This window comes from Streptomyces sp. NPDC054842, from assembly GCF_053611025.1.
The window spans coordinates 1-12,869 of record NZ_JBSGZN010000088.1; the positions used below are offsets into that span (position 1 = coordinate 1).

Consider the following 12,869-nt stretch of genomic DNA (forward strand, 5'->3'; position numbering starts at 1 on the left):
CGGCCGTCATCGCGTTCCTGCGCGAGTACAAGGACGACCTCGTGCTGTGCGTGCACAACTTCTCCCGCTTCGCACAGCCGACCGAGCTGGACCTGCGGGAGTTCGACGGACGGCACCCGGTCGAGCTGATCGGCGGGGTCCGCTTCCCCGCCATCGGCGAACTGCCGTACCTGCTGACGCTGGCGGGCCACGGCTTCTACTGGTTCCGGCTCCGGGCCCTCTCCTCCCGCGTCATCCGGCGTTCTTGATCGTGTACATCTGAAAGGACGCGTCGCCATGCCGAAGACTGCACTGCAAAGACCGAGCAGCCTCGATCGCGCCCCGCTGCTCAGCTCGCTCGCCGAGCTGCTGCACGCATGGCTGCCGCGGCAGCGCTGGTTCGCGGGGAAGGGCCGGACCATCACGGACCTGACCCTGCTGTCGGTGACCGAGTTGCACCCGGGCTGTCTGCATCTTCTGGTACGGGCCGTGCACGAGGGCCCGCCGGCCGGTCGCGGGCCCGCCGGCTCTCCCCCGCCCGACGACTGCTACCAGCTGCTCCTGGGCGTGCGGGAGTTCCTGCCGCCCAAGCTGGCGCACGCCGTCATCGGGCGGGCCGACGAGGGTCCGCTGGCCGGCCTCATGGTGTACGACGCGCTCCAGGACTCCGAGGCCGCGGGGCTGCTGCTGGAACGGCTGCGCCACCCGGGAACGGCGGGGCCGCTGCGCTTCGAACGTGACACCCGGGTGCCGCTGCCCCACGGGCTGGCCCCGCGCCTGCTGGACGCCGAGCAGTCCAACACCTCGCTGGTGTACGGCGACTCCTTCATCCTCAAGGTGTTCCGCCGCATCCAGCCGGGCGTCAACCCGGACCTGGAGGTGCCCGCGTCGCTGGCCCGGCAGGGCTGCACGCGGGTGCCCGCGCCGGCCGCCTGGTTCCAGACCTCGTACCCCGAGCAGGCGACGCTGGGCGTCCTCCAGCCGTACCTGCGCGACGCCACCGACGGCTGGGCCCTGGCGCTGGAGACGCTGACGTCCGAGCGGGACTTCACCCAGGAGGCGTACGCGCTCGGACGGGCCACCGCCGAGGTGCACCTGGCGCTCGCCAAGGCGTTCCCCCTCGACACCCCGACCCGGCGCCACAACAGGCGGCTCGCGGAGGCGATGACCGAACGCCTGCACGCCACCGCCCGATCCGTCCCCGCCCTGCTCCCGTACGTGCCCGGGCTGCAGAGCGCCTACGACGCGCTCGCGCGGCTCGACACCGCCCGTCCCGCGCAGCGGATCCACGGCGACCTCCACCTCGGGCAGGTGCTGCGGACCGGACGGCGGTGGTTCGTCATCGACTTCGAGGGCGAGCCGGCCCGTCCGCTCGCCGAGCGCCGGCGCGCCCAGTCCCCCGCCCGCGACGTCGCGGGCATGCTGCGCTCCTTCGACTACGCGGCACGCTCCCGGCGTCCGTGGCGCCCGGAATGGGCGCAGCGCTGCCGCGAGGCGTACTGCGCGGGCTACGCCGCCGAGGCGCGCTGGGACCCCCGGGAGGAACCGGAGGTGCTGCGGGCGTACGAGACGGACCGGGCGGTCTACGAGGTGCTGTACGAGGCCCGGCACCGGCCCGACTGGCTGCCCGTGCCGATGGCGGCGATCACCCGGCTCGCCGAGACGCCGCTGAACCCGCGGCGGCAGTAGCGCGCCCGGCCCCCTTTCGTCCCCCCAACTCTCTTCCAAGGAGGCTCCAGAGCCGTGGCACCCCACACCACAGTCGTTCCCGATCCGTCCGCCCTCGTCCTGTCGTCCGGGACCGCGGAGCCGGCCACCATGACGTCCCGGGCCGGACCGCCGGACCCCGGGCACGCCACCCCGGGCCTCCGCCCGGCCGACGCCATGGACGCGGCGGACCGCGCGCGGCTGCTGTCGGGGGCCCACCACGACCCGCACGCCCTGCTGGGTGCCCACCCCGTGCCGGGCGGCGTCAGGTTCCGCGTCCTGCGCCCCTACGCCCGGACGGTGGGTGTCCTGGTCGACGGGGAGCGCACCCCGCTGCACGACGAGGGCGACGGCCTGTTCTCCGGCGTCCTGCCCCTCGACGCCGTCCCCGCGTACACGCTGCTCGTGGCGTACGACGGTCCCGAGTCCGAGGTGGCGGACCCCTACCGCTTCCTGCCCGCACTCGGCGAGTTCGACCTGCATCTGATCGCCGAGGGACGCCACGAGGAACTGTGGCGGGCGCTGGGCGCCCAGCCGATGGTCCACGAGGGCGTCGTCGGGACCCGCTTCACGGTCTGGGCGCCGAACGCCCGGGGCGTCAGGGTCTGCGGGGACTTCTGCCACTGGGACGGCGCCGCGTACCCGATGCGCTCACTGGGCTCCACGGGAGTGTGGGAGCTGTTCCTGCCCGGCATCGGGGCGGGTACGGCGTACAAGTTCGACATCACCCGCCCGGACGGTACGCACACGCTGCGCGCCGACCCGATGGCCCGGCGTGCCGAGGTGCCCCCGGCGACCGCGTCGATCGTGACGGAGTCGTCCTACGAGTGGGGTGACCAGGACTGGATGGCGCACCGCGCCGACGTCCCCGTGCACGAGGCCCCGTTCTCGGTGTACGAGGTGCATCTGGCCTCCTGGCGGCCCGGTCTGAGCTACCGCGAGCTGGCGGAGCAGCTCCCCGCGTACGTCGCCGAACTCGGCTTCACCCACGTGGAGTTGATGCCGGTCGCCGAGCACCCCTTCGGTGGTTCCTGGGGCTACCAGATCACCGGGTTCTACGCGCCGACCTCCCGGCTCGGCACCCCGGACGACTTCAAGTACCTGGTCGACGCCCTGCACCGGGCCGGAATCGGGGTGCTCATGGACTGGGTGCCCGCGCACTTCCCGCGCGACGACTGGGCACTGGCCCAGTTCGACGGCACCCCGCTGTACGAGCACGGCGACCCCCACCGGGCCGCGCACCCCGACTGGGGCACGCTGGAGTTCGACTACGGGCGCCGCGAGGTGCGCAACTTCCTCGTCGCCAACGCCGTGTACTGGTGCGAGGAGTTCCACATCGACGGCCTGCGCGTCGACGCCGTCGCCTCGATGCTCTACCTCGACTACTCCCGCGAGCCCGGCCAGTGGACGCCCAACATGTACGGCGGCAACGAGGACCTGCACGCCGTCTCCTTCCTCCAGGAGATGAACGCCACCGTCTACCGGCGGAACCCGGGCGTCGTCACCATCGCGGAGGAGTCGACCGCCTGGAACGGCGTCACCCGGCCGACCTCCGACGGGGGGCTCGGCTTCGGGCTGAAGTGGAACATGGGCTGGATGCACGACTCGCTGGTCTACATCTCCAAGGACCCGGTGCACCGCAAGTACCACCACAACGAGATGACCTTCTCGATGGTGTACGCGTACAGCGAGAACTACGTGCTGCCCATCTCCCACGACGAGGTCGTGCACGGCAAGCAGGCACTCGTGGCCAAGATGCCCGGCGACTGGTGGCAGCAGCGGGCCAACGAACGCGCCTACCTGGGCTACATGTGGGCCCACCCCGGCAAGCAACTCCTCTTCATGGGCCAGGAGTTCGCGCAGGGCGGGGAGTGGTCGGAGACCCACGGGCCCGACTGGTGGCTGCTCGACCCGGCGTACGACGCCGAGCCCGACCACCGCGGCGTCCGCGACCTGGTCCGCGACCTCAACGCCCTGTACAAGGACGAGCCGGCCCTGTGGCAGCGCGACACCGACCCCTCGGGCTTCTCCTGGGTGGTGGGCGACGCGGCCGAGGACAACGTCTTCGCCTTCCTCCGCCACGCCGCGGACGGCTCCCCGCTCCTCGCCGTCAGCAACTTCTCGCCGGTCGTGCGGCACGACTTCCGGCTCGGGGTGCCCGACGACGTGCCCGCCTGGCACGAGGTCCTCAACACCGACCTCGCCCGGTACGGCGGCAGCGACGTCACCAACTCCGGTGCGCTGAAGCCCGATGCGGAGCCGAGCCACGGCCGTCCCGCCTCGCTGCGGCTGACCCTGCCCCCGCTGACGACGCTCTGGCTGCGACCCGCCTGACGGCGGGCCGCGGCCGGGCGGCTTCCCTCACGGACGGGGCGGCTTGCCCGCGGTGCCGATCCAGGTGCGGAACAGGGCGCCGAGGTCCTTGCCGGACAGCCGCTCGGCGAGACGCGTGAACTGGGCCGTGGTGCCGTGGCCGCCCCGGTGGTCGGCGGCCCAGGTCCGCAGGACGCGGAAGAACACCGGGTCGCCGACGGCGGTGCGCAGCTTGTGCAGGGCCATGGCCCCGCGGGCGTAGACGGGGGTGCCGAAGATGTGGGCCCCGTCGCCGGGGTCGGCGGGGGCGAACTCCCACAGGTCGTCGCCCGCCGGGCGCGCGTACAGCTCGTCGAAGGCCTTCTGGGCGCTCTCGCCGCCGTGCTGCTCGGCGTAGAGCCACTCGGCGTAGGTCGCGAAGCCCTCGTTGAGCCAGATGTCCTTCCAGCTGGTCAGCGAGACCGAGTCGCCGAACCACTGGTGGGCGCTCTCGTGGACGAGGGTGCCGAGGTCCGGCGCGCGGTCGTAGACGGGCCGGGTCTGGGTCTCCAGCGCGTAACCGACCCGGGGGGCGTGGTCGACCACGGAGCCCGCGGCACGGAAGGGGTAGGGGCCGAACAGCCCGCTCTCCCAGGCCAGTACCGACGGCAGCTTCTCGAGGACGGGTGCCGCCCCGGCCGCCTCGCGCGGGTCGACGGCGTTGTAGACCTCGATCCCGTCCGCGGTCCTGTACCGCTCGACCTCGAACGTGCCCACCGTCGCGGTGGCCAGGTACGCGGCCATCGGCTCGGCCTGCCGCCAGCGGAACGTGGTGCGGCCGTGAGCGGTCCGTCGACCGAGCAGGACGCCGTTGGAGACCGCGGTGCGCCCCTCGGGGACGGTGAGGCTGATGTCGTAGGACGCCTTGTCCTTCGGGTGGTTGTTGCCCGGGAACCAGGTCATGGCCCCCTGCGGCTCGCCCGCCACGAACGCCCCGTCGTCCGTGGGGATCCAGCCGTCCAGCGAGCCGTCGGGGTCGGTCACCGGGCCGGGCGTGCCGGCGTAGGTGACGGTGACGCGGAACTCCCGGCCCTCGCGCAGCGCGTGCTTCGGGGTGATCACCAGTTCCTGGCCGTCACGGCGGAACGCGGCCTTCTCGTGGCCGACCGTAACGCCGGTGACCTTCAGCCCCTTGAGGTCGAGGTCGAAGCGGGTGAGGCGCTGGGTGGCGCGGGCGGTGACGACCGCCTTGCCGTTCAGGTGCCGGGTGCCGGGGTGGTAGCCGAGGGTCAGCGCGTAATGGCGCACGTCGTAGCCGCCGTTGCCCGCCAGGGTGAAGTAGGGGTCGCCGGCGCCGGGCGCTCCCCCGGTCCCGGCCGCGGCGGGTGAGGCGGCGGCCAGCAGGGCCGCGACGGCGACGGGGACGACCGCGGCGACGGCCTCGCGGCGGAGGACGGCCGGGCGCCCGGGGGCCTGCTGACGGGGCAGAGTCACGTTCGCTCCTGGGGGGGGTGGCGGTGATCAACGCCGATCAGCCTAGGGGCCCCGGGGCGGCGGGAAACCCTCGATCAGGTCAAGTTCCGCCGGAGCGGGGGCAGGTGCTCCGGCGGAGTGGCCGCGCGGCCCGTGGTCACGCCCAGGGCGGCGGGCCGTCGGGGACGAGCTGGTGGACGTCGAAGAGGACCGCCGACTCGACACCGAGTGCCTGGCCGGCCATCCGGCCCGCCCAGGTGAGGAACGCGCCCGGTTCGAAGGCCTGGTCCCCCAGTCCCTTGGTGTACTCGGCGTGGGCCTCCAGGGAGGCGATGCCCCGCCGCAGGGGTTCACCGGAGACGTCCACGCCGTGGGTGGGCCGTTCGGCACCGGCGACGCACACCATGCGGATGCCGTTCCACGGCTGGAGGCCCTCGCTCTCCAGCTCCGGGAAGATCCAGCGGTTGCCCGCGTCCCGTGCCGCGTCGAGAGCGGCCAGGCCCACGGCGCGGTGGTCCGCCTGGTTGGTCATGCCGCCGGTCATCCGGACGGAGAACGCTCCGGTGACCACGACCTCGGGGCGGTGGCGCCGCAGCGCCCGGACGATGTCGCGTCGCAGGTCGAGTCCGTACTCGACGACGCCGTCGCGGTGGTCGAGGAACTCGACGGTGTCGACGCCGACTTCGAGGGCGCCGGCCCGCTCCTCCGCCTCGCGCAGCGGCTTCGCCCGGTCGGGGTGCAGCGCGTCGATACCGGCCTCGCCGCGCGTCGCGAGGAGATACGTGACCTGTTTGCCCTGGGCCGTCCAGCGGGCGACCGCGCACGCCGCGCCGTACTCCAGGTCGTCCGGGTGCGCCGCGACCGCGAGACATCGCCGCCAGTCCTCGGCCAGTGCGGGGAGGGAGGGCGCGTCCGCGACGCCGTCTTCGTCCTGAGTGGGATCCATGACCGAATGATGACGCCGTGCCCGTGTTGCGCGACAGAGGCGCGAGGGGCGGATCCCCGGCGCGCGCGGTGCCGCGGCGGGCCGCGCCGCCGGCCCTGGTCAGGACGCGGCGTCTCGTGATGGAGTTCCCTCACCTGCGCCCCACGACAGAACGGAACTCCCGTGAACGGCACTCCGCCCGCCTGGTCCCTCCCGCCGGTCAGGGTCGGGCTCGTCGGCGCGGGTCCCTGGGCCCGCGCCGTGCACGCGCGCGTGCTCGCCGCCGGACCGGAGACCCTGCTGACCGGCGTGTGGGCGCGCCGCGCCGAGGCGGCCCGGGAGACCGCCGCGCCCTACGGGGCCGCCGTCGCCACGAGTTTCGACGAACTGCTCGACAGCTGCGAGGCCGTCGCCTTCGCCGTGCCCCCGGCCGTCCAGGCGGACCTCGCCGCCCGTGCCGCGCGGGCGGGCAAGGCGCTGCTGCTGGAGAAGCCCCTCGGTGTCGACCTGCCCTCGGCGCGGCGGCTCGCCGACGCGGTCGAGGAGGCCGGGGTGGTCTCCCAGCTCGTGCTGTCCAACCGCTATCACCCCGCCGTCCGGGAGTTCCTCCGCGCCGCACGCGCCCTCGACGTGGCGGGGGCCCGGTCCTGCCTCGTGCACGGCGCTTTCCTCGGCGGCGACTTCGCGACCTCCTGGCGGCTGGAACACGGTGCGCTGCTGGACCTCGGCCCGCATCTGCTGGACCTGCTCGACGCGGCGGTCGGGCCGATCACCGGCATCCGGGGCACCGGTGACCCGCGCCGCTGGATCGAGCTCAGCTGCGAGCACGAGAACGGCGCGGTCAGCCAGGCCTCGCTGTCGGGCTCGGTGAACGTTCCGCAGGGCTTCACCCGCGTCGAACTCTTCGGGTCCCGGCCGCCGCTCGTGTACGACAGCACCGGGCTCGACAGCGAGGAGGGCTGGCCGGTGCTGCGCCGGGAGTTCGCCACCGCCGTGCGCACCGGGGTGCCGGGCGAGCTGGACGTCCGGCGCGGCCTGCGGCTGCAGACGCTGATGGCACGGGCCGTCCAGGGCTGACGGGCGGCCCCGTTCAGGGGAAAGAGCGGCGCGGAGGGCGTGGAACCGCCTCGGGCCTGTCGACAACTGAAGGGTGAGACTCCCGCGCATCGCCCCCATGCTCGCCACGCCAGGTGTGCTGCCCCCCGCCGCGCAGGACCCGCGCTGGGCCTACGAGACGAAGCAGGACGGGCAGCGCGTGGTGGTCTACCTGCCCGGGGACGGGAGCGTGCTGCTGCGGGCCCGGTCCGGGGAGGACATCACCGCCGCGTACCCGGAACTGCGGGCGCTGGGCGGGGCTCTCGGGAGCACGCCGGCGGTCCTGGACGGGGAGATCCTGGTCCTGGACGAGCGGGGGCGCGGTGACTTCCAGCGGCTCCAGTCGCGGATGGGCCTCGCGCACGCCCCGGCCAGGGCGGCACGCCGGGCCGTGGAGGCGCCCGCCCACCTGATGCTGTTCGACGTGATGCATCTGCGGGGCGGCGACCTGACGCACCTCACCTACGCCCGCCGGCGCGGGGAACTGGAGTCGCTCGGGCTCGACGGGCCGGCCTGGTCCACGCCGTCCGCGATCGTCGGCCACGGGGAGGCGGCACTTCACCTCACCCGGGACAACGGCCTGGAGGGACTGGTCTGCAAGCGGCTGGACTCCGTGTACGAGCCCGGGGTCCGCTCCCGGGCCTGGATCAAGATCCGGAACCTGCAGACCGCGGACGTGATCATCGGCGGCTGGTCGCCGGGCCGCGGCCGGCTGACCGGACTGCCGGGTGCCGTTCTCGTCGGTCAGCGCGAGGGCGGACGGCTGCGCTACGCGGGCAGCGTGGGTACCGGCTGGAGCGAGGATGAGCGGGCGGACCTCGCCCGGCTCCTGCACGCCGCGGCGAGCGACACCTGCCCCTTCGAACCGGTCCCGCACGCGCCGGGGGCGCACTGGGTGCTGCCGCTGCTGGTCGGCGAGGTGCGTTACAGCACCCGTACGCGTGCCGGCCTGCTGCGGCAGCCGTCGTGGCACCGGCTCCGTCCGGACCTGGCCCCCGAGGACTCGGCCGCCGACCTGCCGTGAGGCGGCCGGGGCGCCCCGCTCCGCCCTCAGATCTCGTAGCGGCGCAGCGCCGGTGTCACGAGGGCCAGGACCAGCGTGGTGGCGACGACCAGCAGCCCGCCGGCGACGACGGCCGTGCGCGCCCCGAGGAGTGATCCGGCCGTCCCGTGCAGGACGTCGGCGAGGCGGGGGCCGCCCGCGACCACCACGGTGAAGACACCCTGCATCCGGCCGCGCATCTCGTCCGTCGCCGCCGACAGGAGGATGGCGCCGCGGAAGACCATGGAGACCATGTCGGCGACGCCGGCCGCGGCGAGGAACGCGACGGCCACCCAGAGGCTGGTGCTCAGCCCGAAGCCCGTGATGGCGACGCCCCAGGCCACCACGGCGGCGATGACCATGAAGCCGTGCCGGCGGGCCCGCGAGAAGGTGCCGGACAGGAGTCCGCCGGCCATGGCCCCGACGGGGATCGCCGCGAACAGCAGGCCGAGGGCGAGTCCCTCGCCGTATGGCGCGTACGTCTGCGAGGCGAGCTGCGGGAAGAGGGCCCGGGGCATGCCGAAGACCATGGCGACGATGTCGGCGAGGAAGGACAGCAGCAGCACCTTGTGCAGCGAGATGTAGCGGAATCCCGCGACGACCTCGCGCAGTCCGGCGCGGCGGGCCGCCGAGGCGGCGAGCGGCGGCAGGGCGGGGAGCCGGTGCACGGCCCATACGGTGACGCACAGGGCGAGGGCGTCGATGAGGTACAGCTCGGCGAGGCCGATCACGGGGATGAGGACACCGGCGAGCAGCGGGCCCGCCACGAGGCCGACCTGCATGACGGTCGAACCGAGCGCGTTCGCCGCGGGCAGTTCCTCCGGCGGCACCAGTCGGGCGATGGAGGCGGTGCGGGCGGGGGCGTTGAGGCCGAAGAACGCCTGCTGGAGGGCGAGCAGCACCATCAGGACGAGCACCGAGCCGAGTCCGGTGGCCGCCTGTATCCAGAACAGCAGCGAGGTGACGGCGACGCCGGTGTTGGTGACGAGGAGCAGCTTGCGGCGGTCCACGCTGTCGGCGACCGCGCCGCCCCACAGGGCGAAGACGACCAGCGGCAGGAGGCCGGCGAGGCTCGCGTAGCCGACCCAGGCGGAGGAGCCGGTGATGTCGTAGATCTGCTTGGGCACGGCGACGGCGGTGAGCTGGCTGCCGACGGCGGTCACGACGGTCGACGACCAGAGCCGCCGGTAGGCCGGGCGGCGCAGCGGCCGGGTGTCCATGGCCCAGCGGCGCCAGCCGGTCCGCCGGGTACTGGGCTCCGCCGGTTCCGGTTCCGGCTTCGCGTCGCGGGGGTCCGCGTCGTTGTCGGTGGTGTTGCTGCTGGTGTCCACGGCCGTCCTGGATGCTCGATACATCTTTCGGTGTCAGCCCTACTATCGTCGACTGCGGCAACCACTCGCACCGGAGTTGTGGTTCCGACGGACGTCAGCCGTCCCGGTGCCCGGCGGCGGCCCGGGCCAGTACCCGGCAGGCCTCGGCGCGGGCGTGGTCCATCGCTCCGGGGAAGACGTTCAGGCCGTGGGCCACGAGGGCGCCTTCGTGCAGCAGCATCAGGGTGCGCCCGGCCGACTCGGCCGCGTCCGGCGCGAGCGGCCGTACGAGGTCGGTGAAGAGCGTGAGCATCCACTGCTTCTGGCCGTCGATGATGGCGGACGCCGGGTGGGCCGGATCGTCGATCTCCGCGTGCGCGTTGACCATGCCGCACCCCCGGGGGCTGTGCGCCCGGGTCCAGTCCCGGGAGGCGTCGAAGACGGCGGCGACCTTCTCCTCGGGGGTGCGTGCCGCTTCGAGCCGGGGCGCGAGGAAGGCCCGCCAGCGCTCGTCCCGGGCGGCCAGGTACTCGACGACGATCTGCTCCTTGGAGCCGAAGCGGTCGTACAGGGTCTTCTTGGTCACTCCCGCCTCGGCCGCGATGAGGTCGACGCCGACCGCGTGGATGCCGCGCTCGGGAGCGACCCGGCGGGAGCTCGCACGGCAGATCCTCGTGGGTGCCCTGTCGCAGAGCGGCTACCTCCTGACCGTGTACTACGCCATCCAGCTCGGCGTCTCGACCGGCACGACGGCCCTCATCGACGGCACGCAGCCCCTGGTGACCGGAGCGCTGGCGGGCCCTCTCCTCGGCACCCGCGTCTCCCGGACGCAGTGGGCCGGGCTGGGCCTCGGCGTCACCGGCGTCGCCGTGGTCACGACCGCCGACGCGGGAGCCGCCGAGGGCGTCGCCGCGTGGGCGTACCTCGTACCGTTCCTCGGCATGCTCTGCCTGGTCGCCGCGACCATCCTGGACCGGCGCTCCCCCGCCCAGGTCCCGCCGTCCGTGGCCATGACGGTCCACGTCGGGACCAGCGCCGTCGTGTTCGGCGCGCTCGCCGCCGCGACCGGCACGGCGGCCCCGCCCTCCGACACGTCCTTCTGGGTCGCCGTCGGCTGGCTGGTCGTGCTGCCCACCTTCGGCGGCTACGGCCTGTACTGGCTCCTGCTGCGACGTTCCGGGGTGACCCGGGTCAACACCCTGATGTTCCTGATGGCGCCGGTGACCGCCGTGTGGGGAGCGCTGATGTTCGGCGAACCGTTCGGAGTGCAGACGGGCGCCGGGCTGGCCCTCGGGCTGCTGGCCGTCGCCGTGGTGCACCGGGGCGAGCGCACGCGGCGACAGCCCCACGCGCGGGGAGGGGCGAGCAGGGAGACCGTGTCCGGATAGACGTGCGGACGGACGACAGGCGTGCGGACGGACCTCGGCGGGGCCCACGCGCCTGTCGATCGCCGTGCACTCCGACTCCCTCGCGGCCTGGTTCCCGCCGGCGCGTGGTGCCGGCCGTGCAGGCGACCCCGCTGCCGAGCGACGGTCGGCCCGTCCCGCTCGACCCCGGCCGCGGCGTCGGCGTGCCGCTGTCCCGGCAGCGGTGCACACTCGACTCGCCGGCCCGCACGGCGGTGGCCGACGCGGTGGCGGTCGGCGCGAGAGAGGCACGCGCGGCCCGACGGCCACCGGTTCCCGCCCCGCGCCGGAGCCACCCCTATGGCGGACCTGACTCACACGGGTGCCGCATCCGGGTGGCGGGGCGCTGAGGGGCCCCCTAGGAATGGTCAGCATCAGCTTGCCGTCGCACATCGGGGAGCGACGGCAGCCGCACCCTCTTCATGGAGCCGACCATGACCACCCGCTCTTTCTCTTTCTCGCCCAGCCCGGACCAGCCGGAGATACCCGCGCACGACGCGGCCGGTCCCCCGGCGCCGCCCATGCCGCCCCTGCCGCCCGTCGGCGCGGAACCCGCGGCAGAAGCCCCGCCCGCGCGCCCGGCACAAGAGGGACCCGTGCGGGCCGGACCACAGCCTCAGGAGCAGTACGCCGACCCGGTGCACGGGCTGGTGCACGCCGCCGTCGCCGACCGTCCGCTGGAAGAGGTGGTGCAGCTCATCACGCTTCTGGAGCAGTCACCCGAGTACGCGCGAGCCACCGTCGACGCACTGCGCGCGGTCGGCGTCGACCGTTCCGTCGAGGACGTCACCCGGCTCGTGGCGCTGCTCACCCGGCCGCCGCGCAGTCCCGACGCCGCCGACGAGGCCATCCGCGCCGCGGCGGAGTCCCGCCCGGTCGAGGACGTCACCCGCCTGATGGCACTCCTGCACCGGCCGCCCGTGGAGCAGCACTGCGCCGACGAGGCGGTACGGGCCGCCGCGAACCGCCCGGTCGAGGAGCTCGTCCAGCTCATCGGCAGGCTGGCCCAGGCGCAGGAGCAGGAGGCGCCCACCCACGGCACGGGCCTGCTGGCGGGGCATTCCATGTTCCCGTCGTCGCAGCCGCGCCCCGCTACCCTGCCGCAGGTCGCCCACGAGGCACCGGAGGACCACGGCCGCGGCCGCGCGCAGCGGCAGCGCCGCCCCCGCCCCCCGCGCCAGGACGGCACTCCCCCGGCCTGGCCGGCCCGGGTCGCCGCCGCGGCACTCCTGCTGTGCGCGCTGGCCTACTTCCCGCTGCACCGGGACGGCGCGTCCGCGAACGCGTACGGCTTCGCCCTGGGTGCCTCGGCGCTGTGCCTGCTGATCGCGCTGGCACTGGTCCTCAGGAACGCGCTGCCGGTGCTCGCGACCGCCGTGGTCGTACCGGCCGCCCTGGCCGTCATGCAGCTGTTCGAGGGCCGGCTCAGGTCGCCCGGCCTCTCCCAGGCTCTGGACATCACGGCCGCTCCGCCCTGGTTCGCCGGCCTCGTGTCGGTGGTCGCCGCGCTCGCGGCCGCCACGGCCCTGCTGGCGTTCCTCGCGTCGGAGCGGATGGGCAGGCGTCCCGAGCACCGGCCGCCGGCCGAGGCGCACCAGACACAGGAATGACCGGGTGTCCGTCGGGAGACGGCCCCCTCC

General features: G+C 74.1%; 11 protein-coding genes. 7 read left to right on the top strand and 4 right to left on the bottom strand.

Features of this window, described 5'->3' with window-relative positions:
* The 3 genes from ACWGIS_RS35810 to glgB all read left to right on the top strand — a co-directional run.
* The coding region (locus tag ACWGIS_RS35810) for an alpha-glucosidase C-terminal domain-containing protein (RefSeq protein ID WP_453366693.1) at nt 1-248 on the top strand (248 nt) is incomplete at its 5' end.
* A gap of 28 nt (nt 249-276) precedes the next feature.
* Entirely contained in the window at nt 277-1,668 is a 1,392-nt protein-coding gene (locus ACWGIS_RS35815; protein WP_453366694.1) for a maltokinase N-terminal cap-like domain-containing protein, read from the top strand.
* Between the two features lie 99 nt (nt 1,669-1,767).
* On the top strand, nt 1,768-4,020 hold the full coding sequence (glgB, locus tag ACWGIS_RS35820) for a 1,4-alpha-glucan branching enzyme (protein ID WP_453366701.1): 2,253 nt from the start codon (nt 1,768-1,770) through the stop codon (nt 4,018-4,020).
* Nucleotides 4,021-4,047: 27 nt separating this feature from the next.
* Here glgB and ACWGIS_RS35825 read toward each other — a convergent pair whose 3' ends face one another.
* Nucleotides 4,048-5,472: a M1 family metallopeptidase gene (locus tag ACWGIS_RS35825; RefSeq protein WP_453366695.1), complete on the bottom strand. Its 1,425-nt coding sequence runs from the start codon at nt 5,470-5,472 to the stop codon at nt 4,048-4,050.
* Between the two features lie 136 nt (nt 5,473-5,608).
* On the bottom strand, nt 5,609-6,397 hold the full coding sequence (locus tag ACWGIS_RS35830; RefSeq protein WP_453366696.1) for a PIG-L deacetylase family protein: 789 nt from the start codon (nt 6,395-6,397) through the stop codon (nt 5,609-5,611).
* Nucleotides 6,398-6,559: 162 nt separating this feature from the next.
* Between ACWGIS_RS35830 and ACWGIS_RS35835 the strand changes: the two genes are divergently transcribed.
* Both ACWGIS_RS35835 and ligD read left to right on the top strand, forming a co-directional pair.
* Nucleotides 6,560-7,453, top strand: a complete 894-nt coding sequence (locus ACWGIS_RS35835) for a Gfo/Idh/MocA family protein (protein ID WP_453366697.1) — start codon at nt 6,560-6,562, stop codon at nt 7,451-7,453.
* Between the two features lie 73 nt (nt 7,454-7,526).
* Nucleotides 7,527-8,495 (top strand): non-homologous end-joining DNA ligase, encoded by a 969-nt coding sequence (ligD, locus tag ACWGIS_RS35840; RefSeq protein ID WP_453366698.1) that lies wholly within the window; start codon nt 7,527-7,529, stop codon nt 8,493-8,495.
* 26 nt (nt 8,496-8,521) lie between these two features.
* Here the strand turns inward: ligD and ACWGIS_RS35845 are convergent, their stop codons facing one another.
* On the bottom strand, nt 8,522-9,844 hold the full coding sequence (locus ACWGIS_RS35845; protein ID WP_453366699.1) for an MFS transporter: 1,323 nt from the start codon (nt 9,842-9,844) through the stop codon (nt 8,522-8,524).
* Between the two features lie 94 nt (nt 9,845-9,938).
* Nucleotides 9,939-10,493 (bottom strand): TetR/AcrR family transcriptional regulator, encoded by a 555-nt coding sequence (locus ACWGIS_RS35850; protein ID WP_453366702.1) that lies wholly within the window; start codon nt 10,491-10,493, stop codon nt 9,939-9,941.
* On the opposite strand from ACWGIS_RS35850, the gene ACWGIS_RS35855 reads away from it, so the two are divergent.
* Both ACWGIS_RS35855 and ACWGIS_RS35860 read left to right on the top strand, forming a co-directional pair.
* Nucleotides 10,426-11,211: a DMT family transporter gene (locus ACWGIS_RS35855; RefSeq protein WP_453366703.1), complete on the top strand. Its 786-nt coding sequence runs from the start codon at nt 10,426-10,428 to the stop codon at nt 11,209-11,211. The two genes, ACWGIS_RS35850 and ACWGIS_RS35855, sit on opposite strands and share 68 nt — an antisense overlap.
* A gap of 452 nt (nt 11,212-11,663) precedes the next feature.
* Nucleotides 11,664-12,839 (top strand): hypothetical protein, encoded by a 1,176-nt coding sequence (locus ACWGIS_RS35860; protein ID WP_453366700.1) that lies wholly within the window; start codon nt 11,664-11,666, stop codon nt 12,837-12,839.
* Nucleotides 12,840-12,869: the final 30 nt, after the last annotated feature.